This is a genomic window from Rahnella victoriana (genome assembly GCF_021276285.1).
GTDB lineage: Bacteria > Pseudomonadota > Gammaproteobacteria > Enterobacterales > Enterobacteriaceae > Rahnella > Rahnella victoriana.
Genome location: NZ_CP089919.1, coordinates 3,215,898 through 3,240,856 on the forward strand (window position 1 = coordinate 3,215,898; position 24,959 = coordinate 3,240,856).

Below are 24,959 nucleotides of genomic sequence, written 5' to 3' on the forward strand. Positions count from 1 at the left end.
CAGACCGCACAGACCGAGGAGAGAAGTATGTCCCGCTACGGCAAGCAAAAACTGTATATCAACGGGCGTTTTCAGGACAGCACCGGTGATGAAACCTTCGACGCCATCAATCCGGCCAACGGCGAGGTGATCGCCACGGTACCAGCCGCGACCCACGCTGATGTCGATCTGGCGGTGAAAGCGGCACAGAAGGGCCAGAAAGTCTGGGCCGCGATGACGGCCATGAGCCGCGCCCGTATTCTGCGCCGTGCCGTGGACATTCTGCGCGACCGTAACGACGAACTGGCGGCCATTGAAACCGCTGATACCGGCAAACCGCTGTCTGAAACGCTGGCCGTGGATATCGTCACCGGCGCGGATGTGCTGGAGTATTACGCGGGATTAATTCCGGCGATTGAAGGCCAGCAAATTCCGCTGCGCGATTCCTCCTTCGTTTACACCCGCCGCGAGCCGCTGGGTGTGGTGGCCGGAATTGGTGCGTGGAACTATCCGGTTCAGATTGCGCTGTGGAAATCCGCCCCTGCACTGGCGGCCGGTAACGCGATGGTATTCAAACCGAGTGAAAACACCTCGCTGACCGCACTGAAGCTGGCAGAAATCTACACTGAAGCAGGCGTGCCAGACGGCGTGTTCAGCGTGGTCACCGGCGCGGCCAGCGTCGGACAGGCGTTAACCGATCATCCAGATATCGCCAAAGTGTCGTTCACCGGCGGTATCAAAACCGGCAAGAAAGTGATGGCCAGCGCGTCAGCATCGACGCTGAAAGAAGTGACCATGGAACTGGGCGGTAAATCACCGCTGATTATCTTTGATGATGCCGATCTCGATAAAGCCGCCGACATCGCCATGATGGCAAACTTTTACAGCTCGGGTCAGGTGTGCACCAACGGCACGCGGGTGTTCGTGCCAAAAGCCCTGCATAAGGCGTTCGAAGCCAAAGTGCTGGAGCGGGTAAAACGCATCCGCATGGGCGATCCGACTGACGAAAACGTCAACTTCGGCCCGCTGGTCAGCTTCGCGCACATGGAATCCGTGCTGCGTTATATCGACAGCGGCAAGCGTGAAGGCGCGACACTGCTGACCGGCGGCGAACGTGTCACCACCGGCGAATACGCCAAAGGCGCTTATGTCGCGCCGACAGTCTTCACTGATTGTCGCGATGACATGCTGATTGTGCGTGAAGAAATCTTCGGACCGGTGATGAGCATCCTGACCTATGAAAGTGAAGAGGAAGTGATCCGCCGCGCCAACGATACCGAATACGGTCTGGCCGCCGGACTGGTGACGCAGGATCTCAACCGCGCCCACCGCGCTATCCACAAACTCGAAGCCGGGATTTGCTGGATCAACACCTGGGGCGAATCTGCCGCAGAAATGCCGGTCGGTGGCTACAAACATTCCGGTGTGGGACGCGAAAACGGCATCACCACCCTTGAGCATTACACCCAAATCAAATCCGTGCAGGTCGAACTGGGCGAATTCAGCTCAGTATTCTGATCCGCTGCAACAGAGGAGATTCAATGGATTACGATTACATCATCATCGGTGCCGGTTCTGCCGGCAACGTACTCGCTACCCGTCTGACGGAAGACAGCGACGTGACCGTTTTGCTGCTGGAAGCGGGCGGACCGGATCATCGTCTGGATTTTCGTACCCAGATGCCTGCCGCGCTGGCTTTCCCGTTACAGGGACGCCGTTACAACTGGGCGTATGAAACCGATCCGGAACCGAATATGAATAACCGTCGCATGGAATGCGGACGGGGCAAAGGGCTTGGCGGTTCGTCGCTGATCAACGGGATGTGTTACATCCGGGGTAACGCGATGGATTTCGATAACTGGGCGAAAGCGCCGGGTCTGGAAGACTGGAGCTATCCGGACTGCCTGCCGTATTTCCGTAAAGCGGAAACCCGCGATATCGGTCCGAATGATTTTCACGGCGGTGACGGGCCGGTCAGCGTGGCGACGCCAAAAAACGGCAATAACCCGCTGTTTGGCGCGATGATTGAAGCCGGAGTGCAGGCGGGATATCCGCGCACCGATGACCTGAATGGCTATCAGCAGGAAGGCTTCGGCCCGATGGACCGGACGGTGACGCCAAAAGGCCGTCGTGCCAGCACGGCCCGGGGGTATCTGGATCAGGCCAAACCGCGTGCCAATCTGACCATTGTGACGCACGCGCTGACCGACAGAATTCTGTTCGACGGCAAGCGCGCCGTGGGTGTCAGTTATTTTCATGGTGATGAATACAATGCCAAAACGGCAAAGGCGAAACGCGAAGTGCTGCTGTGCAGCGGCGCGATTGCCTCTCCGCAAATCCTGCAACGTTCGGGCGTGGGCGCAGCTGAGTTGCTGAACCGACTGGATATCCCGGTCGTGCATGATTTACCGGGCGTCGGCGAAAATCTTCAGGATCATCTGGAGATGTATTTACAGTACAGCTGCACACAGCCCGTCTCTTTGTATCCGGCATTGCAGATGCATAATCAACCGGCGATTGGCGCGGAGTGGTTGTTTAAAGGCACCGGCGTCGGTGCCAGCAATCAGTTTGAAGCAGGCGGATTTATCCGCAGCCGCGAAGAGTTTGCCTGGCCGAATATTCAGTATCACTTCCTGCCGGTGGCGATCAATTACAACGGCAGTAACGCGGTGAAAGAGCACGGTTTTCAGGCGCACGTCGGTTCCATGCGTTCACCAAGCCGGGGCCGCGTGCAGGTGAAATCGAAAGATCCGCGCCAGCATCCAAGCATTTTGTTTAATTACATGGCGACGGAGCAGGACTGGCAGGAGTTCCGCGATGCGATCCGCATTACGCGTGAAATCATGCATCAGCCTGCGCTGGACCCGTACCGTGGCCGCGAAATCAGTCCGGGTGAACATGTGCAGACGGACGAAGAACTGGACGCGTTTATCCGTGAACATGCGGAAACGGCGTTCCATCCTTCCTGCACCTGCAAGATGGGCACCGACGATATGGCGGTGGTGGACGGGCAGGGTCGGGTTCACGGTATGCAAGCGCTGCGCGTGGTCGATGCGTCGATCATGCCGCAGATCATTACCGGCAACCTGAACGCCACGACGATCATGATTGCGGAGAAGATCGCGGATAAAATCCGTGACCGTCAGCCGTTGCCGCGCAGTACCGCAGAGTATTACACCGCAGGCGATGCACCGGTTCGCACGCAACCGATGAAAAAAACGGCCTGATAAATTGGCTGTAAAATCTGTGTTAAAAAGAGATATTCTCAGGAATATCTCTTTTTTTTTGGCTTTCAGAAACAGACAGGGCATTAATTCATGACGGGATCAACATCGCTTCACTGGCAGGATTATCATCACAGCGAACTGAACGCGGCACAGCTTTACGCCATTCTGGCACTGCGCAGCGAAGTGTTTGTGGTGGAGCAAACCTGTGTTTATCAGGATATCGACGGGCAGGATCTGGCCGGTGAAAACCGCCATATCGTCGCCTGGCTGGACGGCAGGATTGCCGCCTACGCGCGTATTCTGCGCTTCGAAGAGGATGTGGCTATCGGGCGGGTGATTGTTGCCCCTTCCGCCCGTGGTCTGAAACTAGGCTATCAGCTGATGGAACAGGCGCTGATCGCCTGCCAGAAGCACTGGCCGGGCGTGCGCGTCGCCATTTCCGCCCAGGCGCATTTGCAGGGGTTCTACGGCAGACTGGGATTTGTCGCGTATACCGAGATTTATGATGAAGATGGAATTGCGCATGTGGGGATGGAGTTGAATTCCTGATATTGGGCGAAGCGCAAGCTTCAGCATTGTTTTTGTCATTAATACCCCACCCCAACCCTCCCCTTCGCAGGGGAGGGAGCCGATCGAGCCTTTCGCATGGGATATCGCCGATCGGGTTTTACTCATCTTCCTTCGCATAGGATATAACCGATCGGGTTTTACTCCTCCCCCTGCGAAGGGGGAGGCGGGGAGGGGGTATTAATGGCAACTCAGAAGACGGATATGTTTACCTTTCCCAGTACGCCGGACTCCCAAATTTCTCCAGCAGAAAATCAATCACCGCCCGTACTTTGATCGAAGGACGGCGGCTGTTCGGGTACAGCGCTGAAATGGTTTGCGGCTCCGGCGAGGTCGATACCTGATAGCCTTCCAGCACACTGACCAGCCGTCCGTCGCGTAAGGCGTCGCCAATCAGCCAGGTTGGGAAGACCACCAGCCCCATGCCGTCGGTGGCCGCCTGTGTCAGGCTTTCCGCATTATTGCTGGTCAGCACGCCACGCAGGTTCATCGAGTGCCACTCCTGGTCCGGTTGACGGAAATACCAGCGCTGCGAACCGGCGAAGCCTTTGAACACCAGACAGCTGTGATGCAGCAAATCCTCGGGCGTTTCCGGGGTGCCGTTGCGCGCAAAGTAAGCGGGGCTGGCGGCAAGACGGAAAGTCTGATGGCCAAGCGTACGCGCCTGAAGGGTGGAATCGGCCATCACGCCGATGCGGATCAGCATATCAACGCTGTCCTGTAACGGGTCGATAAAATCATCGGTCTGCATCAGTTCAATATTGAGACGCGGATACCGGGCGCTGAGTTCATGCAGCCAGGGGGCGAGATGGCGCTGGCCGAAAACCACCGGCGCATTGATACGCACCAGTCCGCCGGGTTCGCTGTCCTGTTCCTGTAAATCCAGTTCCGCCAGATCAAGCTGTGCCAGAACCTGCCGGGCGTGATCGGCCAGCAACTTACCTGATTCTGTCGGGCTGACTGCCCGCGTATTGCGGTACAGCAATTGCGTCTGCAAAGCCTGCTCCAGCTGGGAAATTACCCGCGAGATCGTGGAGGGTGACATCGCTTCCTTTCGCGCCACTTCTGAGAAATTCCCCTGATCCAGAACGGCGACATACAGACGCAGGGACTGAATAGTGATCTGATTGAAACCTTTCATCTGTGCATTTCCTGCAAAGGTATTTTCCTGATTGTGCGGTTTTTCGCACAGCTCTGTCACGTTATAGTCGCCGCTTCTCAAAAAACAAAGCAGGGCAATAATGAATCTGATGTTAATTCCGCTGGTGATCCTGGCGGGGATGGGGCTTTCACTGGAAGCCGGACTGATTGGACCGCTCGGGACGGAAGTGGGGCATTTGTGGGCCACGCTGAGTATTTTTGGCGTGGGTGCGGTACTCACCGGCCTGCTGGTGCTGTTTTTCAGCCCGCGTAACGCGCCGTCTTACACCCAGCAACCCGGCTGGCAATTGCTCGGCGGGGTGCTCGGACCGGTGTATGTCGTGGTGCTGACGCTGGCGACGCCGGTGATTGGGATCGGCATGACCATGATTGCGATTTTGTCCGGACAGGTCGCAAAAAGTGTGCTGATAGACCATTACGGTTGGTTTGGTACGCCGCATAAAAAAGTGGGCGGTGAACGTCTGCTGGCGCTGCTGTTTATCGTTGCCGCACTTGTTTTGATTGCCTGGGACTGAACCATGACTGAACTGATTATGATTATTCTGGCCATTGTGGCGGGGGCTGCGCTGAGTATGCAGGCGGCGGTAAACGGACAGTTAGGCGAGAAAGTAGGCGTACTGAAAAGCGCGTTTCTGACCTTCAGCGTGGGGGCTGCAATCACGGCGGTGTTGATTTTATTTCTGCAAACGCCCCAGCAGGCCACATTGCTGACCGTGCCGAAATGGCAACTGGCGGGTGCACTATTCGGTGTGCCGTACATCATCATTATGGTGACTGCGGTTCCGCGTGTGGGCACGGCAGTCGCAACGGTCGCGGTGATCCTCGGACAACTCGCGATGGGGATGCTGATCGATAATTTCGGCTGGCTGGATAATCCGCTGATTGCCTTGTCATGGCACCGGCTGGCGGCGATCCCGTGTCTGATTATCGCGCTGGTGCTGATTTACCGCAGCAACAGAAAAGCCGGATAACCCGCGACGATAAGTTGACCCGCTTCTATTGCAGACGCGGGTCAAACATCATGGGCTCGCGTTGTACCGAACTCAGCAAGGCGGCAAAAGCAGGGTGTTGCGGGTTAAGCAAAACGTTGTATTCCGCAGGGACAATCACCGACGGCACTTTTAATCCGACATAACTGCCTTCCACCAGCCAGGTTTCGCCCTGACGCTGCGTGCTGTCCGGCGGGGAAGGGCTGCGCCAGTCAGCGGCCAGTTCCGACACCTCAAGGGTATCGAGTAACGCCTCCGGCACGTCGATACTTAGCAGCGTGTAGGAGCGCATCAGCATGCTGTTTTGCAAATGCACCAGAATTTCAAGGATCGCCAGTGAAATGCTGGTGGTGGTATACACAACCGGACGACCCGGCGGATTCCACCGCCCGCCATACAGCTGCGCGCCCGCACCAGACCAGGCCGTGGCCAGATGTTGAGTCTGAATGATGCGAAACAGCTTCAACTGAATACCCCGTGCTGCAGGCGACCAATTAAGCGGTTAACTTCGACGGCACCCGCTTCTGACATCAGCAGTTCCAGCGGACGGGAGCCATCCAGTGCCGGTGCCGGACGGGTGATCCAGTCCAGCGCAGAAACGCGATCGCCTTCGAACAAATCCGTGGCCGCGTCAATCACGCGTACCAGCCGCGCTACCCGCTCACTTTCATCGCTTTTCAGTAATCCGTTTCCGGCTTTTCGACGCGCATAGTTGCGCTCATTAATGCCCATGATTTCCAGCAATACCATTTTCGGCCATCCCAGCTCTGTATTAAGTCGGTTGATGCTATCAACCGGAAATCCTTTTTGGATGGCATTTATTAAACTAATTCCGCTACTTGCGGGAAGCCCCGCAGTTTGCCAGAGCGGTGTGACAGGGTGTTGCATCGGTCTGGAAGACAGCCCGGTAATTTTTGAATTCATGATATGTGCCTCCGCACCGTTATTTGTCATAACTATACCATGACAAATAACGAATGGTTGTTTTATCAGCAGATCATTTTTCCTGTCAGCCCGTCAATGAAATCGAACTGAAACATAAGTGTGATCAATGTCACATTGAGGATGTATCAGGATGAAACACAAATTGACAAACCTTGACCAAATCTATTTATTAGCTAAGAAAAGTTAACTCTTGTAGGAAGTAACTGGAAATTGCAGGTTTTTTGCACTATGTGCAGCAATCGGTTGCGGATCACAGTTTTAGGGTTTGTTTTATGCAGCGTCTGAAAGTGGCAAGACGTTGTTCCACCCCCCGCTTCTGGTAAAAATATGAAAAATAAAATTATTGCAGCAGGCGCTTTGATGGCTTTGTCCTACAGCGCGACCGTGCTTGCAGATGATAGCAAGGGCGAGTTTGTTTCTGACTGGTGGCACCAGAGTGTTAACGTTGTAGGCAGCGCCGATACCCGTTTCGGGCCTACGCTGCGTAACGATGTTTACCTTGAATATGAAGCGTTTGCGCACAAAGACTGGTTTGATTTCTACGGCTATATCGATATTCCTAAAACCTTCGGCGCCGGTAATGGCAACGACACCGGTATCTGGGATAAAAACGGTTCTCCGCTGTTTATGGAAATCGAACCGCGTTTCTCTATCGATAAGCTGACCGGCACTGACCTGAGCTTCGGTCCGTTCAAAGAATGGTACTTCGCCAACAACTATATCTACGATATGGGTCCGGACAGCGATAACCGTCAGAACACCTGGTACATGGGTCTGGGTACCGACATCGATACTGGTTTACCGATGAGCCTGTCTCTGAACGTGTATGCCAAATATCAATGGGAAAACTACGGCGCGGCGAACGAAAACAGCTGGGACGGTTACCGTTTCAAAGTGAAATACTTCGTTCCTCTGACGCAGCTGTGGGGCGGCAACCTGAGCTACATCGGGTTCACCAACTTCGACTGGGGCTCCTCACTGGGTGACGACGATTTCCGTGATCTGAACGGCAACAAAGCGCGTTCTAACAACTCTATCGCGTCCAGCCATATCCTCTCGCTGAACTACACACACTGGCATTACTCGTTCGTGGCGCGTTACTTCCACAACGGCGGCCAGTGGGCTGACGGCGCTGAGCTGAACTTCGGTAACGGTAACTTCGATGTGAAGTCCACCGGCTGGGGTTACTACGGCGTAATCGGCTACAACTTCTGATTTCAGAGGTTGTCCTGAAAAGCCCGGCTTATGCCGGGTTTTTGCTTTTTAGATCCCTCTCACCGGGCGCATCAGGCACTTTTTTAGCTATTGAGTGAAAAATGAACACAACTACAGGCGATCCTGACGCGCCGTTGTGGCATAATGCGCGCCAAATCACATTTCCCAATTAAGAGCGAGCGTTGTGCTAAGTACTTACAACATCACCATGCAATTCGGCAGCAAGCCGTTATTTGAAAACATTAACGTGAAATTTGGCGGCGGTAACCGTTATGGCCTGATTGGCGCGAACGGTTGTGGCAAGTCCACTTTCATGAAGATCCTCGGTGGCGATTTAGTGCCTTCCGGCGGTAATGTCGTCCTCGACCCGAACGAACGTCTGGGTAAATTACGTCAGGATCAGTTCGCCTTCGAACAATTCAGCGTGCTGGACACCGTGATCATGGGTCACACCGAATTGTGGGAAGTGAAGGAAGAGCGCGACCGCATTTACGCCATGGCGGAAATGAGCGAAGAAGACGGCTATAAAGTGGCTGATCTGGAAGTCGCTTACGGTGAAATGGACGGCTACAGTGCCGAATCCCGTGCCGGTGAATTACTGCTGGGCGTCGGCATTCCTGTTGAACAACATTATGGCCCGATGAGCGAAATCGCTCCCGGCTTTAAACTGCGTGTGTTGCTGGCGCAGGCCCTGTTCTCCGACCCGGAAATCCTGCTGCTCGACGAACCGACGAACAACCTGGACATCGATACTATTCGCTGGCTGGAGCAGGTGCTGAACGAACGTAACAGCACCATGATCATCATTTCGCATGACCGTCACTTCCTGAACATGGTGTGTACGCACATGGCGGATCTGGACTACGGCGAACTGCGTGTTTATCCGGGTAACTACGACGAATACATGACGGCGGCAACGCAGGCGCGTGAACTTCTCAGTGCTAATAACGCTAAGAAGAAAGCGCAGATTGCTGAACTGCAATCATTCGTCAGCCGTTTCAGCGCCAACGCCTCCAAATCTAAACAGGCGACTTCCCGTGCCCGTCAGATTGATAAGATTCAGCTTGATGAAATCAAAGCATCCAGCCGTCAGAACCCTTACATGCGTTTCGAGCAGGACAAGAAATTGTTCCGTAATGCGCTGGAAGTGGAAAAAATCACCAAAGGTTTCGACAACGGTCCGCTGTTTAAAAACCTCGGCCTGATGCTGGAAGTCGGCGAAAAAGTCGCGATTCTGGGTGCCAACGGTATCGGTAAATCGACCCTGCTGAAAACGCTGGTCGGTGAGCATGAGCCGGAAAGCGGTTCAGTGAAATGGTCCGAAAACTCTAAAATCGGTTATTACGCGCAGGATCACGAATACGAATTCGACGATACCCTGAACGTGTTCGACTGGATGAGCCAGTGGAAATCCGAGAAAGACGACGAGCAGGCTGTGCGCGGTGTGTTAGGCCGTCTGCTGTTCGGTCAGGACGATATCAAGAAGAAAGTGAAAGTGCTTTCCGGTGGTGAAAAAGGTCGTATGTTATTCGGGAAACTGATGATGCAGCGTCCAAACATCCTGATTATGGATGAACCAACCAACCACCTTGATATGGAATCCATCGAGTCACTGAACATGGCGCTGGAAATGTATGAAGGAACGCTGATCTTCGTTTCCCACGACCGTGAGTTTGTCAGCTCGCTGGCAACGCGTATTCTGGAAATGACCCCGACGCGCGTCATTGATTTCTCCGGTAATTATGAAGACTACCTGCGTAGTCAGGGCATCAACAGTTAATTCGCTGCATCCTTCGCGTTGTCTCGGCGTTGGCTGCCTTTACTCACCCCGGTCACTTACCGATGTAAGCTCCCGGGGATTCGTGCAGTTGCCGCCTTGATACAACGCGAATGATTTTGCGAATTGTTTTGGGTGCCATAAAAAATAGAAAACCGCCGATAAAGGCGGTTTTTTTGTGTCTGAATTTACTGATTCATCATTCCCCACACACTTCACAATGCGGGTCTTTCATCAGTTTCATTTCGCGGAACTGCAATGTTATGGCGTCAAACATCAGCAGTTTGCCGCGCGGAGTCTCGCCGAATTTTGTCAGCAGCTTGATGGTTTCCATCGCCTGTAAACTGCCGATGGTGCCGACCAGCGGGGCCATGACGCCAGCTTCCACGCAGGTCAGGGCGTTTTCACCGAACAGGCGGCTCAGGCAGCGGTAGCAAGGTTCCTGCGGCTGATAAGTGAATACGCTGAGCTGGCCTTCCATGCGGATGGCCGCGCCGGAGACCAGCGGTTTTTTCTGCGCGAAACATTCACTGTTCAGCTGATTACGCGTCGTGACGTTGTCGGTGCAATCCACCACCACATCGCAGGCGGCAATCAGGTCGCGCAACAAGGCGTCATCCGCCTGTGCATTCACCTGATTTAAGCGGATGTGCGGATTGATTGCCGCCAGTGCCACGGCGGCGGAGGCGACTTTCGCCATGCCGATCCGCGCATCGGTGTGCAGCGTCTGGCGTTGCAGGTTTGAGAGCGACACCGTATCGAAATCCAGCAGGGTTAATGTGCCGGTGCCTGCTGCCGCCAGATATTGCGCAGCGGCGCAGCCTAAACCGCCCAGCCCGACAATCAGCGCATGGCTGGCTTTCAGCTGTTCCTGACCGTCAAAATCAAACCCTTGCAGAACGATCTGGCGGTTATAACGCAGGGTTTCAGCGTCCGTCAGTTCCGGCAGTTGAGGCATATTCAGCTCCGCAACAGGGCGTTAAAGGGTTCGATTTCAACGATGTCGCCTGCGGCCACGTTGTCGCGTTCGCGCTCAAGCACGATGAAACAGTTGGCCTGACTGAACGAACTGAACACGTGCGAACCCTGATGACCTGTGGTGCGCACTTCCAACTGACCTTCTGCATTGGTGCTGAAGATACCGCGCTGGAAATCGAGACGGCCCGGCGATTTTTTCAGTGGTGTCACCGCTTTTGCCTTCAGGCGCGGCGGGAATTGCCAGGCAGTATGACCCGAGAGTTGTGCAATAAAAGGCTGAACCAGCTGATAAAAGGTCAGCGCGGCAGACACCGGGTTGCCCGGCAGCCCGCAGAACCAGCTATTTTTCAGTTTACCGAAGGCGAAAGGTTTACCCGGCTTCATGGCCAGTTTCCAGAAACCAATTTCGCCCAGCTCATCCAGCATCTGCTTGGTGTAATCGGCTTCACCGACCGACACTCCCCCGCTGGAAATGACCAGATCGGCAAAGTCATTGGCTTCTTCGAAGGCTTTACGTAAGGCCTGTGGATTGTCGCGGATAATGCCCAGATCCAGCACGCTACAACCCAGTTGTTCCAGCATCAGACGGACGGCGAAACGGTTGGTATCGTAAATCTGACCTTCCTGCAAAGGCGTTCCCACGGGTTGCAGTTCATCACCGGTGGAGAATACGGCCACTTTCAGCGGTTTCCACACGTTAACGTCAGTCACGCCCAGAGATGCCAGCAGCGGCAATTCTGCTGCGCCGAGACGCACACCGGCAGGTAACACGCTGTCGCCTTGTTTGATGTCGTCACCGGTCAGGCGGATGTTTTGGCCTTTCACCACATTGGCGGTGAAACGTACGCCCGAGTCAGACACTTCTGCCTGTTCCTGCATGATCACCGCATCAGCGCCCGCAGGCACCGGCGCACCGGTCATGATACGGATACAGGTTCCGGCAGGCCATTCGCCGTGAAAAGGTGCACCGGCAAACGCTTTGCCCGCGACCGGCAACACGGCGCCGTCATGTAATTCGTCGCAACGTACGGCGTAACCGTCCATTGCCGAGTTATCGAAAGGTGGCACAAAAACCGGCGAAAGCACTGGTGTGGCGGTGATGCGGCCTGCGGCTGTGGCGAGTGGTAAGGATTCGGCACCCTGAGCGTTACTGGCTGGCACAAAGGCGCGCATTTTAGCCAGCGCCTCGTCAAGTGAGATCAAACCGGCAGTATTGAATTCCATGAAAATTCCTTAGTGGTTCATCCCGGCTGTGCGGGTATTTTCACCGGAGCCGGGCAGGGAAGTGGAGCATCCGCATAGTATGACAGAGAAACGCAGCGAACCAAAAATCACGAAAGGCGTAAAAAATTCGCGGGGATTGGTGAAAAATTGAGATCGATCCCAAAATTAACAATGTAACGCAGGTATCATAGTTTCCGTTATTTGTGACCACCGTCACACAACTGTCATACAAACAGGAATAACCGGTGCTTAAAAAAAATCGCCATCAGGCCATCCTTCAGTTGGTAGAACAACATGAAGTGTTACAGGTTAGCGAACTGGCACAATCGCTGGATGTGAGTCTTGAAACGATCAGACGCGATCTGAGTGAAATGCAGGACAAGGGATTGATTTTACGCCGTCATGGACGCGCGCGTCGTCTGGCCGCTCAGCCTGAAACATCCTGGCTAAACAGTTTGCAGCGCTGCCCGCAACTTTGATTGCGTAAGCAGAATAAGAAACGGGAAGGCTTAATGCCTTCCCTTTTTTATGCGCTGGATCTACTGGCCGGGATCAGAACCGTCCCTGAATACCAATATGGCCGACATAGCCTTCCATATCGCCGTCAAAACCTTTGACGTATTTCACATCAGCATACACTGAGGTATTTGGCGCAAGTTGTGCCGTCATGCCTGCACCGGTCTGCCAGTATTGATCGGAGAAATCCGTGGTGCTGATATCGGTTCCGCCGACATTGATATCCGGTGAGTCTGAGAAATTACTCAGTACATCGGCAGTCAGATAAGGTTTGAATTTTTCACTGGCTTTATCTTCAGCCTGATCACGGAACAAACGCAGCCCGGCGCGCGCAGTGCCCTGATTGACAGACACACCGGAAATATCAGAAATCTCATCGCTGAAATCTTCAGCATTCAGATACTGATAAATTATCTGACCCTGAGGTTCGATTTTCCAGTTGGTGCTGACCGTATAAGGTTTTCCCGCTTCCGCAGACAGCAGCGCGCCGTAGCTGTCCTGTTTCGCGTCATGCAGGCTGTCATACTGATTGCGATACCAGGTGAACTGGCCGACGAGATCGATATAAGCCCCATCTTGTGCATAACGGGTGTAATACCCACCCAGACTATACGCATCACTGCGCACTGATCCGGCGTCAGCGCGTTTACCGGCCAGGGTGCGCACCTGATCCTGCGTGTCAGTGCTTTGATTACCCAGGGTTGCCATGATACCGGCGTGGACCCGCGTGCCGTTTTTCAGCTCATCCTGATACAGATCGGTCCCGAACTGTGCAAACCAGTAATCACTGTCGTAATCAAAACGGCCTGCGTCAAAAGTGGTGTGCTCGCCGCCGGTTCTCGCCCATGACCGGTTGTTATAGCCTTTGCCGTAAGCTTCGGTGTCGCCCATGCGTTCATGCAAGGTTCCCGCGATACGCATGCCGTAATACAGGTTCAGATAAGGTGCCGCGATATAGCCGGGAATTTCGCCACGGTATGTTTCAGGCGTATCCGGAGTAGGCACAGGAATATCCGGAGTCGGAGTATCTGGCGTTGGAACATCAGGAACCGGGACATCGGGAACCGGGACGTCAGGTGTTGGAATTTCCGCGCGCAGGTACCAGTCATTATTATCGCCGGTCGCCTCTTTGCTGCCTTCGAAAAGGTAATAGTCGTAAGCCCCTATGCTGACGCTATTTTCCAGACTGAATAAGCCATTATGGCGGCTGGCATCATCAATCTGAGCGACCCGGATCCCGTCGTTAATGGTCTCTGCTGCCGTACCCGACGTGGAGATATTTAATCCGAACTGCCCGGAGGCGTTGCCGGTAACGTGAATTAAATCGCCGGCACTGTTTCCCTGCGCATCCTGTTCCAGCGACGTATTCATAAAGAACGTACCGTTGCCTGACAGAGTTTGCATTTCCAGCGTTTTATAATCACCTTGATCGGAAAACCGGACGCTGGCGTTATTCATGTTAAGAGAGTCAATGCGGGAGGAACCGGTCATCAGCCACTGACTGTCCTGCGCATCAATATTAATCGTACCGGCAGGGGCAGACGTCAGCGCCGCGCCATTTATTGCACTGCCTTGCCAGGTTGAATTAAGCAAATTGAGCGTGAGCTGGCTGGCGATTGGATCTTCATCGGCGCTTAGTGCAATAAGGTTACCGTTAATGATGCTGCCGTTGCTGGCATCGACCGACAGGTTGGCAATCTGGCTGGCATTGCTTCCGGCGACAACAAAGGCATCGGCGGCAGTCAGAGTACTGTTATCGAGGGTAACGGCCCAGTCGCCTTCGCTGGCATGCACACCTTGAGTTTTGCCGGTAAGCTGAGAGTTTTTGAGGCTCAGCGCGCCACCAAAGGCATAGTCCGGCGTATCGTAGGAGGTGATCAGGTCAACCAGCGGTTTATCCGATTGCGTATTTTCCATTATCACCTGATTAAGATGAACTTTCCCCTGATGACTGATTTCTATGCCGCTGGTGGTATTGCCGCTGCTGATAGTGCCATTGAGCACCGAGACAACAGAGTTTTCGTTTGAGCTGATCGCTGCGCCTGCGGAATGGACATCGGTGTCCACTAAGGTGACGTAGCTGTTTTGATTGCTTTCGATGGCCGTGCTGCCTGCATATTCTGTATTAACAGAACCGCCGTTCATTAACACACCGCCATTGCGGGTGGAATAAATCGCCCGCGAACCCTCGCCAGTGGTGGTAATTACCGCGTCATTGGAAAACAGAATAAATCCATTGTCTTCAGCATATAAGGCGTTGGTATGCTTACCGTGGGTGGTCACTGCGCTACCACTTCCCGTGATAAGAACGTCGTTTCTCTTGTGCAGGCTGGGATTGATGTTGTTTAAAATAATGCCTTCTGAAAAGTCACCCGCAGTTGTGATATTGACTTTATTGATGGTGCCCATTGCCCCATTCTGGATAACCAGACCATCAGAGCCATTATTCATTGAATTAATATTCAGAGTGCCAGCAATCGTCGCGGTGGCATTATCATTCACTGTGAATGCGGGGGTGCTGTTATTATAGGTATTTACAGTGACATCATTTGTAGAAAGGAAAGAGGTTCCTGCACCTTTCATAATAATGCCTATACTTTCTCCATAAGTATTGACGATAAGCGGGCCGAGTAAATTAACGCTTCCGCCCTTGGAAATGAGCATGGCTTCAGTAAACGAGCCATGGGTGGTAATCGTCACCGGGGCCGCGACAGACTGTGTCAGCGTGCCGCCATCATGAATATAAAAGGCGGGAATACTGACATTGGAACCTTCCGACCAGGTAGTGGCATTGATACCATCAAGATACCCTTCGGCAGAAAGGTCAAAGGGGGCGGTTCCGCTGATATCAAAAATAGGTGCATTTGTCACATTGCCAAATTCATCTTTATCACTAATATCTGTTGCAAGCGCGTAATTTGCCAGAGAGACAGATATTGCCAAAGGGGTCAGTTTTATTAATCTAAATGCAAATGTTTTCCATTTTCTAGGTTCATTGTCCATTTTATATAAAGTCCTGTCAGGATTTTTGTTAAAGAGTCTGCAGGACATTCTACGCAGTTTTATTAATAAGGTTATTAATTGTGTATTAAGGAATGCTTAATTTTAGATGTTTACGAATGTGTAATATGAAGGCGTTAACGCGATGAATACAGAGGATTAAATAATATTCGATGATAATGTTGTTTCAAAGCATATATATTATCGATCGGATGAACACAAAAAAAGCCGACCGCAAAAATGCGGTCGGCTTTTTAGTACTCAAATAGCGTTTTTTAGTGCGCGGTGACTTCGTGATTAATCTTCTCTGCCTTGCTCTTCAGGCTGGCAAGCACCACCATCAGCACCAGCAACGCATAGGAAATGGTCGCGATGTTCAGCGCCCAGAACAGACCGTATTCGTTGTAGATGAAGGAGGAGAAGGACGCGAAAATCAGCGTGCCGACGGAACTGGTGGTCAGCAGCGCGGAAGTCAGCGTTGGCGGGGAGTTTTTCACCTGCAGGCTGCCGTAGCTCATCAGACCGGAGAACATCCCGGAGTTACAGAAACCGAACAGACCGACCGCGAACAGCACCAGAGACGGCGAGTTGCTGGTGGTCAGCACCGCCAGACTTGCCATACCGACAACCACGGAAATCAGCAGGAAAGTACGCAGTTTGACGAAACGCACGGTGAACTGATTCAGGAACAGGCCAATCGCTTTCACCATCCAGTACGTGGTGATGTAAATCGCGGCGCGGTCAGTTTCCATGCTGAAATGCTCATGCAGCCAGCTTGGCATCCACAACGTGAAGACCAGCTCGGTGAAGACAAAAGCAAACAGCGCGATACACAGGAAGAACACCGCAATGCCCCACGGCTCTTTCGCCACGTTGTGCGTGGATTCGTTTTTCACCGGTTGCGGCACATTTGGGAATTTCTGACCTGCGCACAGCAAAATCATCAGCAGGCTCAGTACACCCATAATGCCGTACATCGCCAGCCAGCTTGCGCCATGTTTGAACAGGAAACCCAGCACCAGCGACAGCGTCATTCCCGAAAGCGCGAAGAAGAAGTCAGTGAAGATTAAGTTGGCGGAACGCTTTTTCGGGTCGTCATTGATACGCACCACCAGATAGCTGCCGATAGACATCATCAGACCCGCCGTGGCACCAATCAGGAACACACCCACACCAAACAGCGTAATCGACGGCATGATGAACAGTGCGATACACACCAGCACGGAAATGAACGAGCCGGTCATCAGCTGTTTGCCCAGATCAAACTTACGCATCAGGATGCCACTGATCATAATTGGCAGGAACAGGCCGATGTTCATCAGAGAGAACATCTGGCCGATAAAGCCCGGATCTTTGTTAAACGCGGTGGCCACCGGCCCGATCACAATGCCCAGAGTGGAAACCAGTCCACCGGTAAAGAAATAGCTAAGCCATGAGATCACATTAATCCGACGGCGGTTATAAACAGTTTCCATAAACTGATTTCCTAAAAAGAGAAAATAAAAAAGCCACGGAAAGCTTATCCAGAGGTGCTTTTATCCGCAGTTAAGACGTTTATTATTGCTGTTCTTTGGTCATTTGTCCCGCGAGTATATTCAATTGCAGCATTTGTTTTTCCTAAACAATCTAAGCAATTAGCGACCTTTTGATGGCGCGACATTTCTGCTTTACATACTGTAGCGGGCTAAATATAGTCAAAAACAGATCAACATTTTCCTATACATAAATACAACATCGAAAGGTGCAGCGCTAATGAGTTTTTCTACTGATAATTCAGCGGCTTCCGTTTCGGACAAGAAGCGGGCGGTTATTGCGATCCACGGTGGTGCAGGGGCGATTACCCGCGCGGCAATGAGCGCTGAAAAAGAACGACTTTACTTAGCCGAACTGGAGAGAATAGTCGCGTCCGGACAGGCGATTCTGGCCGCCGGCGGCAGTGCACTGGATGCGGTCACCGAAGCGGTGCGTCTGCTTGAAGAGTGCCCGTTATTTAATGCGGGCAAAGGCGCTGTTTTTACACATCAGGGAACGCATGAGCTTGACGCCTGCATTATGGACGGCCGCACGCTGGATGCCGGTGCGATAAGTTGTGTCAATCATATCCGCAATCCGATCCTGACTGCCCGTAAAGTGCTGGAAGTCAGTCCGCATGTGATGTTTACCGGCGCGGGGGCGGAAGCCTTTGCCCGCGAAAACGGACAGGAAATGGTCGGCCCGGACTACTTTTTCACCCAGGAACGTTATGACCAGCTGCAACGGGCGATTGCCGCCGATCAGGGCGTGATGCTTGATCATGACGGCGCAACGCTGAATGCGGCTGTGTCAGATGATCCGCTCGATCCGGAACGTAAATTTGGCACCGTGGGCGCGGTGGCAATGGATGCGCTGGGTAATCTGGCGGCAGCGACCTCCACCGGCGGCATGACCAACAAACAGGCCGGACGCGTCGGCGATTCGCCGATCATTGGTGCCGGGTGTTACGCCAGCAACAATACCGTGGCGATTTCCAGTACCGGCACCGGCGAAGTGTTTATGCGCACGGTGGCGGCCTATGACGTCGCCGCGCTGATTGAATACGCCGGTCTTTCTCTTGAAGAGGCGACACGTAAAGTCGTGCAGGAAAAACTGCTGCCTCTGGGCGGCAGCGGCGGCATGATTGCGGTAGATAAGTTTGGCAACGTGGAACTGCCGTTCAACAGCGAAGGCATGTACCGTGGATTTGCACGGGTGGGCGAAGCGCCCGTCGTCAGCATTTACCGCGCATGAACAGCCCGATGAAACCCTCTCTTATTTTGCCCCCCGACCACGTGCTGGCTGTCAGTCAGCTCAGTGTGCAATTTGCGCATGAAGGTCAGGTGATCCCGGCGGTTAATCAACTCAGTTTTCAGGTGAAACGCGGCGAAACGCTGGCGATCGTCGGGGAATCCGGCTCCGGAAAATCTGTCACCTCGCTGGCGCTGATGCGTCTGGTAGAGCAGGGCGGCGGCCAGATTTCCCAGGGCGAGATGCATTTTCGTCGCCGTAACGGTGAAGTGGTGGATCTGATGGCGGCCTCGCAGCCTGCCATGCGTAACCTGCGCGGCGCAGACATGGCGATGATTTTTCAGGAGCCGATGACCTCGCTCAATCCGGTTTTTCCGGTGGGTGAACAAATCGCCGAGTCGATCCGTCTGCACCAGAATAAAGATCACCGCGCTGCCCGTGCCGAAGCGTTACGGATGCTGGATCTGGTGCGGATCCCCGAAGCCCGCAATATTCTCGACAGCTACCCGCATCAGCTTTCCGGCGGGATGCGTCAGCGGGTGATGATCGCCATGGCGCTTTCCTGCAAACCCGCGCTGCTGATTGCCGACGAACCGACCACAGCGCTGGATGTCACCATTCAGGCGCAAATTCTGCAACTGATCCGCGTGCTGCAAAAAGAGATGCAGATGGGCGTGATTTTCATTACGCACGATATGGGCGTGGTGGCCGAAATCGCTGACCGGGTGCTGGTCATGCATCAGGGCAACAGCGTGGAAACCGGTCGCGTCAGTGATATTTTTTACTCACCGCAACAGCCCTATACCCGCACGTTATTGGCTGCGGTGCCGAAACTGGGGTCGATGGCGGGTAAACCGCTGCCTGCGCGTTTTCCTTTACCGGAGCAGGAAGAAAGCGACCCGGAACTGGTGCAAAACACCCTGACGCCGGGCGTGCCGCCGATTTTACAGGTGCGTGATCTGGTGACGCGATTTGACCTGCGCAGCGGCATATTTAACCGCGTTACCCGCCGCGTTCATGCGGTGGAAAAAGTCAGCTTTGATTTGCATCCCGGCGAGACGCTGGCGCTGGTCGGGGAATCCGGCTGCGGGAAATCCACCACCGGCCGCTCGCTGCTGAAACTGGTGAAAAGTCAGGGCGGTACCATCACCTTTAACGGCCAGACGCTGACGGATATCGGCGGCAGCGAACTGCAACATCTGCGCCGCGATATTCAGTTTATCTTTCAGGATCCCTACGCCTCGCTCGATCCGCGCCTGACGGTGGGCTATTCGATCATGGAGCCGCTGCTGGTTCACAAGCTGGCAAAAGGCGCAGAAGCGGAAGCCCGCGTGGCCTGGCTGCTGGAAAAAGTCGGGCTGCTGCCGGAACACGCGCAGCGGTATCCTCACGAGTTTTCCGGCGGCCAGCGCCAGCGTATCTGTATCGCCCGCGCACTGGCGCTCAATCCCAAAGTGGTGATTGCCGACGAATCGGTTTCCGCGCTGGATGTCTCCATCCGCGCGCAAATCATCAACCTGCTGATGGATTTGCAGAAAGAGTTCGGGCTGGCGTTTCTGTTTATTTCTCACGATATGGCGGTGGTCGAGCGGATCAGCCATCGCGTGGCGGTGATGTATCTCGGGCAGATTGTGGAGATCGGCTCGCGGCGTGCGGTGTTTGAAAGCCCGCAACATCCTTATACCCGCAAACTGATGGCGGCGGTGCCGGTTGCCGATCCGGCGCATAAGCGCAAGGAACAGGCGCTGCTGGTCGATGAAATCCCCAGCCCGATCCGTGCGCTCAATGATGATCCGCTGGTGGCACCGCTGGTGAAAGTTGGCGAAGGGCATTTCGTCGCACGGCACAGTATCGCGGGCATTTACTGATTTTTCTGGCGGCTTATTTTGAGCCGTCAATTCTTAGCAAGACAAACGGGTAAGACAGGAAAAGGAACTGACATGAATCAGCAGAAATCTAAAGGTAAGAACGTTGTCCGTCAGGCCGTGCTCGCTGCCGCTGTTTTCGGTTCGCTGGCCTCGGCTTCTGCGTGGGCAGCCAAAGACGTGGTGGTCGCCGTAGGCTCTAACTTCACCTCGCTCGATCCCTACGACGCCAATGACACGCTGTCACAGGCGGTTGCCAAATCCTTCTATCAGGGACTGTTTGGCTTCGATAAAAACATGAAGCTGGAGAATGTGCTGGCGGAAAGCTACACCGTCAGTCAGGACGGTCTGGTGTACACCATCAAACTGCATCCGGGCATTAAATTCCAGGACGGCACCGATTTCAACGCCGCTGCTGTGAAGGTTAACTTCGATCGCGCCAGCAACCCGGACAGCCATCTCAAGCGTTACAACCTGTTTAAAAATATCGCCAGCACCGAAGCGGTGGATGACACCACGGTAAAAATTACGCTGAAAACCCCGTTCTCGGCCTTCATCAACATTCTGGCGCACCCGTCTGCGGTGATCATTTCCCCGGCGGCGCTGACCAAATACGGTAAAGATATCGGCTTCCATCCGGTCGGTACCGGCCCGTATACGCTGGATCAGTGGAACCAGACTGACTTCGTGAAAGTGAAGAAATTCGACGGCTACTGGAAAAAAGACGAGCCGAAACTCGACACCATCACCTGGCGTCCGGTGGTCGATAACAATACCCGCGCGGCCATGCTGCAAACCGGCGAAGCGGATCTGGCCTTCCCGGTACCTTATGAACAGGCTGCGCTGCTGGCGAAAAACGACAAACTGGATCTGGTGGCCGCGCCGTCTATCCTGCACCGTTACATCAGCTTTAACGTGACGCAAAAGCCTTTCGATAACGTCAAAGTGCGTGAAGCGATCAACTACGCCATCAACAAACAGGCGCTGATCAAAGTCGCGTTTGCCGGTTACGCGGTGCCATCAGAAGGGCCGTTGCCGCAGGGCATCGAATACGCCGCGAAATTCAAACCCTGGCCGTATGATCCGGCAAAAGCTAAAGCCTTGCTGAAAGAGGCCGGTTATCCGGACGGTTTCACCACCACGCTGTGGTCATCGCACAACAACAGCACCGCGCAGAAAGTGTTGCAGTTCACTCAGCAGCAACTGGCGCAGGTGGGCATCAAAGTCACCGTGACCGCCATGGACGCCGCACAGCGTGCCGCACAGGTTGAGAACGTCGGGCAGAAAGAAGCGGGTATTCGTATGTTCTATACCGGCTGGTCAGCCTCTACCGGTGAAGCAGACTGGGCGCTGTCGCCATTGTTCTCCACGCAGGCCGCGCCGCCGAAGCAGTTCAACACGGCGTTCTACAGCAATGCGCAGGTGGATAAAGACTTGTCGGATGCGCTGAAAACCACCGACAAAACCGAGAAAGCCAGACTGTACGCCGATGCCCAGAAACAAATCTGGACCGATGCGCCGTGGGCCTTCCTGGTGACGGAACGTCTGGTGTCTGCCAATAATAAACGTCTGACAGGCTTTTATGTGATGCCGGATACGGCCTTCAGCTTTGAAGATGCCGATGTGAAATAACAGACGGTGAAGCTTTCAGGGCGTGTGGCGCACAGCGTGCGCGCCCTGAACCCATGTGTTCCGGGGCCGGAACATGGATGTTTACCGTGAAATCACAGACAGCGAATCATGCTTAACTATTTTTTAAAACGATTACTCGGACTGATCCCCACGTTGCTGATTGTGGCGGTGCTGGTGTTTTTATTTGTGCATCTGTTGCCGGGCGATCCGGCGAGGCTGATGGCCGGACAAGATGCCGACGCCAGCGTGGTCGCGCTGGTGCGTCAGGATTTAGGGCTGGATAAGCCGCTTTATCAGCAATTTTTCACCTTCTTTGGCAATGCGCTGACCGGTGACTTCGGTCATTCGATGGTGTCAAAACGCCCGGTTATAGAAGAAATCAGTTCCCGTTTTCTGCCGACATTCTGGCTGACGCTGACCAGCATGCTGTGGTCGGTGATTTTCGGGCTGGTGATCGGCGTGGTCTCCGCCGTCTGGCGTAACCGCTGGCCTGACAGACTGGGTATGGCGCTCGCCGTCTCCGGTATTTCCTTCCCGGCTTTCGCGCTGGGCATGTTGCTGATGCAGATTTTCTCCGTTGAACTGGGCTGGTTGCCGACGGTCGGCGCGGACGGCTGGCGTCACTATATCCTTCCTTCCATTACGCTGGGTGCGGCGGTGGCGGCGATCATGGCCCGCTTCACCCGCGCCTCGTTTGTCGAAGTGATGCAGGAAGATTACATGCGCACCGCGCGCGCCAAAGGGGTACACGAGGTGGTGGTGGTGGTCAAACACGGCCTGCGCAACGCGATGATCCCCGTAGTGACCATGATGGGGCTGCAATTTGGTTTTCTGCTCGGCGGCTCGATTGTCGTCGAAAAAGTCTTCAACTGGCCAGGATTAGGGCGGTTGCTGGTCGATTCCGTTGAGATGCGCGATTATCCGGTGATACAGGCAGAAGTGCTGCTGTTCTCGCTGGAGTTCATCCTGATCAATCTGCTGGTGGACATGCTGTACGCCGTCATCAACCCTTCCATCCGATACAAGTGAGTCAACGCATGAAAAACTGGCGGCGAAATGCCGTACTTGCGAGTTTGCCGATAATCACACCGGGAACCGCGCAATCACAGGCGGTTCGGACACCGTGGAAAGCGTTCTGGCGGCGTTTCCGTCGTCAGCATATTGCGATGATTGCGGGTGTGTTCATCCTGTTATTGATCGCGGCAGCCATTCTTGCGCCCTGGCTGGTGCCCTTTGATCCGGAAAATTATTTTGATTACGACCGGCTGAACGAAGGCCCGTCGCTGATCCACTGGCTGGGCGTCGATTCCCTTGGACGGGATATTTTCAGCCGCATCCTGATGGGCACGCGGATTTCCCTGACGGCGGGTGTGCTTTCGGTGGTACTCGGCGCGGCGATTGGCACGGTATTCGGCCTGCTGGCGGGATATTACGAAGGCTGGTGGGACCGCATCACTATGCGCGTTTGCGACGTGCTGTTTGCTTTCCCCGGTATTTTGCTGGCGATTGCCGTGGTGGCGGTGATGGGCAACGGCATGTCGAACGTGATTATCGCGGTGGCGATTTTCAGCATTCCGGCCTTCGCACGTCTGGTACGTGGCAACACGCTGGTGCTGAAACAGCAAACTTATATTGAATCCGCCCGCAGCATCGGTGCCTCCGACGCCACCATTTTGTTCCGCCACATCCTGCCGGGTACGTTGTCATCCATCGTGGTGTATTTCACCATGCGCATCGGCACGTCAATTATTACCGCCGCCAGCCTGTCCTTCCTTGGCATGGGCGCGCAACCGCCAACACCGGAGTGGGGCGCCATGCTCAACGAAGCCCGCGCCGACATGGTCATGGCACCGCACGTGGCGATATTCCCCAGTCTGGCCATATTCCTGACCGTACTGGCGTTTAATTTGCTGGGCGATGGGTTAAGGGATGCGCTGGATCCGAAATTGAAGAATTGATTTTTGGGGGCAGCTATAGGTTTGAACCATATCGCATTTTTCCCAACAAATTACAGATGAGGATCTGGCCAGTTTTAGGCCTGAAATTAACGGACATGACAATTCCTTTGTTTGTTTTCACAAACGCAGAACAACTCCCTTCCCTGCGAAGGGGAGGGTTGGGGTGGGGTATTAAGGTCAAAATCCATAAGTTGAAGTGTGCTCTGACCGGGGGTTAGCCCTTAAAACCCCCTCCCAGCCTCCCCCTTCGCAGGGGGAGGAGCAAAGCCAAACCCTTATTGCATCAGCAGAGTGTCAGACTTCAGAGTGCAAAAACTCCGCATGGAATCTCAGGTGATCTTCCACAAATGAGGCAATCGTGAAGTAGCTGTGATCGTATCCGGGCTGAACGCGCAACTGTAACGGCCAGCCGCGCTGGCGGGCGATCTCGGCCAGTTTTGCCGGTTGCAGCTGATCTGCCAGGAACTGATCGCCGTCGCCCTGATCGACTAAAATCGGGAACGGTTTTTGATCTTCCGGCAGGGCGCTCAGCAGGTGGCAGCTGTCGTATTGCAGCCACTGGCTTTCGTCATCCCCCAGATACGCGCTGAACGCTTTGCGTCCCCACGGCACCTGCGCCGGATTCACGATCGGCGCAAACGCTGACACGGAGCAGAAACGCTGCGGATTACGCAGTGCCAGCATCAGTGCGCCGTGACCGCCCATCGAGTGCCCGAAAATAGACTGACGATGGCTGACCTTGAAATGCCCGCTGATCAGCGCAGGCAGTTCATCGAGCAGATAATCGTACATGCGAAAATGCGCGGCCCACGGTGCCTGCGTGGCATTCAGATAAAAACCTGCGCCCTGGCCGAGGTCATAACCGTCGTCGTTGGCGACGCCTTCACCGCGCGGGCTGGTATCCGGCATCACCAGAATCACGCCAAGCTCTGCCGCGACACGTTGCGCCCCGGCTTTGATGGTGAAGTTTTCGTCATTGCAGGTCAGACCCGACAGCCAGTACAGCACCGGCGGCGGTGTATCGTCCTGCGCCGGGGGCAGATAAAGGCTGAACGTCATGCTGCAATTCAGGCTCTCAGAGGTATGGCGGTAGCGCTGCTGCCAGCCGCCAAACATCCGGTGTTCTTCGAGTAGTTCAATCGAGCTGCTCATCGACACATTCC

General features: G+C 54.3%; 21 protein-coding genes. 13 read left to right on the forward strand and 8 right to left on the reverse strand.

The window, feature by feature from the left end:
* Nucleotides 1-27: 27 nt before the first annotated feature.
* The 3 genes from betB to J9880_RS14890 all read left to right on the forward strand — a co-directional run bounded on the left by betB (nucleotide 28) and on the right by J9880_RS14890 (nucleotide 3,755).
* Nucleotides 28-1,497, forward strand: a complete 1,470-nt coding sequence (betB, locus tag J9880_RS14880; RefSeq protein WP_095922713.1) for a betaine-aldehyde dehydrogenase — start codon at nucleotides 28-30, stop codon at nucleotides 1,495-1,497.
* 23 nt (nucleotides 1,498-1,520) lie between these two features.
* A complete protein-coding gene (betA, locus tag J9880_RS14885; protein WP_232769536.1) occupies nucleotides 1,521-3,206 on the forward strand; it encodes a choline dehydrogenase in 1,686 nt (561 codons plus the stop codon).
* A 90-nt stretch (nucleotides 3,207-3,296) separates the two neighbouring features.
* Nucleotides 3,297-3,755 (forward strand): GNAT family N-acetyltransferase, encoded by a 459-nt coding sequence (locus tag J9880_RS14890; protein WP_095922711.1) that lies wholly within the window; start codon nucleotides 3,297-3,299, stop codon nucleotides 3,753-3,755.
* Nucleotides 3,756-3,981: 226 nt separating this feature from the next.
* Here the strand turns inward: J9880_RS14890 and J9880_RS14895 are convergent, their stop codons facing one another.
* Nucleotides 3,982-4,914 carry a LysR family transcriptional regulator gene (locus tag J9880_RS14895; RefSeq protein WP_095922710.1) on the reverse strand — a complete coding sequence of 311 codons (933 nt, stop codon included), beginning with the start codon at nucleotides 4,912-4,914 and terminating at the stop codon, nucleotides 3,982-3,984.
* A 100-nt stretch (nucleotides 4,915-5,014) separates the two neighbouring features.
* On the opposite strand from J9880_RS14895, the gene J9880_RS14900 reads away from it, so the two are divergent.
* On the forward strand, nucleotides 5,015-5,449 hold the full coding sequence (locus J9880_RS14900; protein ID WP_095922709.1) for a DMT family transporter: 435 nt from the start codon (nucleotides 5,015-5,017) through the stop codon (nucleotides 5,447-5,449).
* Between the two features lie 3 nt (nucleotides 5,450-5,452).
* Nucleotides 5,453-5,905 (forward strand): DMT family transporter, encoded by a 453-nt coding sequence (locus tag J9880_RS14905; protein WP_095922708.1) that lies wholly within the window; start codon nucleotides 5,453-5,455, stop codon nucleotides 5,903-5,905.
* A gap of 25 nt (nucleotides 5,906-5,930) precedes the next feature.
* Here J9880_RS14905 and J9880_RS14910 read toward each other — a convergent pair whose 3' ends face one another.
* Complete coding sequence (locus J9880_RS14910) at nucleotides 5,931-6,389, reverse strand: RES family NAD+ phosphorylase (RefSeq protein WP_095922707.1); 459 nt, start codon at nucleotides 6,387-6,389, stop codon at nucleotides 5,931-5,933.
* The gene (gene parS, locus J9880_RS14915; RefSeq protein ID WP_332875561.1) at nucleotides 6,386-6,877 is read right to left on the reverse strand and encodes a type II RES/Xre toxin-antitoxin system antitoxin; all 492 of its coding nucleotides are present in this window, start codon (nucleotides 6,875-6,877) and stop codon (nucleotides 6,386-6,388) included. Before parS ends, J9880_RS14910 begins: the two co-directional genes overlap by 4 nt.
* Nucleotides 6,878-7,195: 318 nt before the next feature.
* Between parS and J9880_RS14920 the strand changes: the two genes are divergently transcribed.
* Together J9880_RS14920 and J9880_RS14925 are read left to right on the forward strand one after the other, a co-directional pair.
* Nucleotides 7,196-8,083, forward strand: a complete 888-nt coding sequence (locus J9880_RS14920) for a nucleoside-specific channel-forming protein Tsx (RefSeq protein ID WP_013574724.1) — start codon at nucleotides 7,196-7,198, stop codon at nucleotides 8,081-8,083.
* A gap of 184 nt (nucleotides 8,084-8,267) precedes the next feature.
* Nucleotides 8,268-9,863, forward strand: a complete 1,596-nt coding sequence (locus J9880_RS14925) for an ABC-F family ATPase (RefSeq protein ID WP_095922705.1) — start codon at nucleotides 8,268-8,270, stop codon at nucleotides 9,861-9,863.
* Nucleotides 9,864-10,059: 196 nt separating this feature from the next.
* Here J9880_RS14925 and moeB read toward each other — a convergent pair whose 3' ends face one another.
* Nucleotides 10,060-10,818, reverse strand: a complete 759-nt coding sequence (gene moeB / locus J9880_RS14930) for a molybdopterin-synthase adenylyltransferase MoeB (protein WP_232769537.1) — start codon at nucleotides 10,816-10,818, stop codon at nucleotides 10,060-10,062.
* A gap of 2 nt (nucleotides 10,819-10,820) precedes the next feature.
* Nucleotides 10,821-12,062 carry a molybdopterin molybdotransferase MoeA gene (moeA, locus tag J9880_RS14935; RefSeq protein ID WP_232769538.1) on the reverse strand — a complete coding sequence of 414 codons (1,242 nt, stop codon included), beginning with the start codon at nucleotides 12,060-12,062 and terminating at the stop codon, nucleotides 10,821-10,823.
* A gap of 245 nt (nucleotides 12,063-12,307) precedes the next feature.
* Here moeA and J9880_RS14940 point away from each other — a divergent pair, with 245 nt between their 5' ends.
* Entirely contained in the window at nucleotides 12,308-12,541 is a 234-nt protein-coding gene (locus tag J9880_RS14940) for a DeoR family transcriptional regulator (RefSeq protein WP_013574728.1), read from the forward strand.
* A 73-nt stretch (nucleotides 12,542-12,614) separates the two neighbouring features.
* Here J9880_RS14940 and J9880_RS14945 read toward each other — a convergent pair whose 3' ends face one another.
* Together J9880_RS14945 and tsgA are read right to left on the reverse strand one after the other, a co-directional pair.
* Entirely contained in the window at nucleotides 12,615-15,449 is a 2,835-nt protein-coding gene (locus J9880_RS14945; protein ID WP_232769539.1) for an autotransporter family protein, read from the reverse strand.
* Between the two features lie 404 nt (nucleotides 15,450-15,853).
* Nucleotides 15,854-17,053 (reverse strand): MFS transporter TsgA, encoded by a 1,200-nt coding sequence (gene tsgA / locus J9880_RS14950; RefSeq protein ID WP_095922701.1) that lies wholly within the window; start codon nucleotides 17,051-17,053, stop codon nucleotides 15,854-15,856.
* Between the two features lie 277 nt (nucleotides 17,054-17,330).
* Between tsgA and J9880_RS14955 the strand changes: the two genes are divergently transcribed.
* The 5 genes from J9880_RS14955 to gsiD all read left to right on the forward strand — a co-directional run bounded on the left by J9880_RS14955 (nucleotide 17,331) and on the right by gsiD (nucleotide 23,796).
* Nucleotides 17,331-18,344 (forward strand): isoaspartyl peptidase/L-asparaginase family protein, encoded by a 1,014-nt coding sequence (locus J9880_RS14955; RefSeq protein ID WP_119822193.1) that lies wholly within the window; start codon nucleotides 17,331-17,333, stop codon nucleotides 18,342-18,344.
* On the forward strand, nucleotides 18,341-20,209 hold the full coding sequence (gene gsiA, locus J9880_RS14960) for a glutathione ABC transporter ATP-binding protein GsiA (RefSeq protein WP_119822194.1): 1,869 nt from the start codon (nucleotides 18,341-18,343) through the stop codon (nucleotides 20,207-20,209). The genes J9880_RS14955 and gsiA overlap by 4 nt, the downstream gene beginning before the upstream one ends.
* 72 nt (nucleotides 20,210-20,281) lie before the next feature.
* Nucleotides 20,282-21,838: a glutathione ABC transporter substrate-binding protein GsiB gene (gene gsiB, locus J9880_RS14965; RefSeq protein WP_232769540.1), complete on the forward strand. Its 1,557-nt coding sequence runs from the start codon at nucleotides 20,282-20,284 to the stop codon at nucleotides 21,836-21,838.
* A gap of 108 nt (nucleotides 21,839-21,946) precedes the next feature.
* On the forward strand, nucleotides 21,947-22,867 hold the full coding sequence (gene gsiC / locus J9880_RS14970) for a glutathione ABC transporter permease GsiC (RefSeq protein WP_195817351.1): 921 nt from the start codon (nucleotides 21,947-21,949) through the stop codon (nucleotides 22,865-22,867).
* An 8-nt stretch (nucleotides 22,868-22,875) separates the two neighbouring features.
* Nucleotides 22,876-23,796, forward strand: coding sequence for a glutathione ABC transporter permease GsiD (gene gsiD / locus J9880_RS14975; protein WP_095922696.1), 921 nt, complete (start codon nucleotides 22,876-22,878; stop codon nucleotides 23,794-23,796).
* A 294-nt stretch (nucleotides 23,797-24,090) separates the two neighbouring features.
* On the opposite strand, the gene fghA is transcribed toward gsiD, so the two are convergent.
* Nucleotides 24,091-24,948, reverse strand: a complete 858-nt coding sequence (fghA, locus tag J9880_RS14980; RefSeq protein ID WP_119822198.1) for an S-formylglutathione hydrolase — start codon at nucleotides 24,946-24,948, stop codon at nucleotides 24,091-24,093.
* Nucleotides 24,949-24,959 lie beyond the last annotated feature (11 nt).

Bases quoted from the DNA above. Each gene is read 5' to 3' on its own strand.
- parS (WP_332875561.1), bottom strand. From the start codon at position 6,877: ATGACAAATAACGGTGCGGAGGCACATATCATGAATTCAAAAATTACC.
- J9880_RS14955 (WP_119822193.1), top strand. From the start codon at position 17,331: ATGAGTTTTTCTACTGATAATTCAGCGGCTTCCGTTTCGGACAAGAAG.
- betA (WP_232769536.1), top strand. From the start codon at position 1,521: ATGGATTACGATTACATCATCATCGGTGCCGGTTCTGCCGGCAACGTA.
- fghA (WP_119822198.1), bottom strand. From the start codon at position 24,948: ATGAGCAGCTCGATTGAACTACTCGAAGAACACCGGATGTTTGGCGGC.
- moeB (WP_232769537.1), bottom strand. From the start codon at position 10,818: ATGCCTCAACTGCCGGAACTGACGGACGCTGAAACCCTGCGTTATAAC.
- tsgA (WP_095922701.1), bottom strand. From the start codon at position 17,053: ATGGAAACTGTTTATAACCGCCGTCGGATTAATGTGATCTCATGGCTT.
- J9880_RS14895 (WP_095922710.1), bottom strand. From the start codon at position 4,914: ATGAAAGGTTTCAATCAGATCACTATTCAGTCCCTGCGTCTGTATGTC.
- gsiC (WP_195817351.1), top strand. From the start codon at position 21,947: ATGCTTAACTATTTTTTAAAACGATTACTCGGACTGATCCCCACGTTG.
- gsiD (WP_095922696.1), top strand. From the start codon at position 22,876: ATGAAAAACTGGCGGCGAAATGCCGTACTTGCGAGTTTGCCGATAATC.
- J9880_RS14905 (WP_095922708.1), top strand. From the start codon at position 5,453: ATGACTGAACTGATTATGATTATTCTGGCCATTGTGGCGGGGGCTGCG.
- J9880_RS14890 (WP_095922711.1), top strand. From the start codon at position 3,297: ATGACGGGATCAACATCGCTTCACTGGCAGGATTATCATCACAGCGAA.
- moeA (WP_232769538.1), bottom strand. From the start codon at position 12,062: ATGGAATTCAATACTGCCGGTTTGATCTCACTTGACGAGGCGCTGGCT.
- gsiB (WP_232769540.1), top strand. From the start codon at position 20,282: ATGAATCAGCAGAAATCTAAAGGTAAGAACGTTGTCCGTCAGGCCGTG.
- J9880_RS14900 (WP_095922709.1), top strand. From the start codon at position 5,015: ATGAATCTGATGTTAATTCCGCTGGTGATCCTGGCGGGGATGGGGCTT.
- J9880_RS14920 (WP_013574724.1), top strand. From the start codon at position 7,196: ATGAAAAATAAAATTATTGCAGCAGGCGCTTTGATGGCTTTGTCCTAC.
- gsiA (WP_119822194.1), top strand. From the start codon at position 18,341: ATGAACAGCCCGATGAAACCCTCTCTTATTTTGCCCCCCGACCACGTG.
- betB (WP_095922713.1), top strand. From the start codon at position 28: ATGTCCCGCTACGGCAAGCAAAAACTGTATATCAACGGGCGTTTTCAG.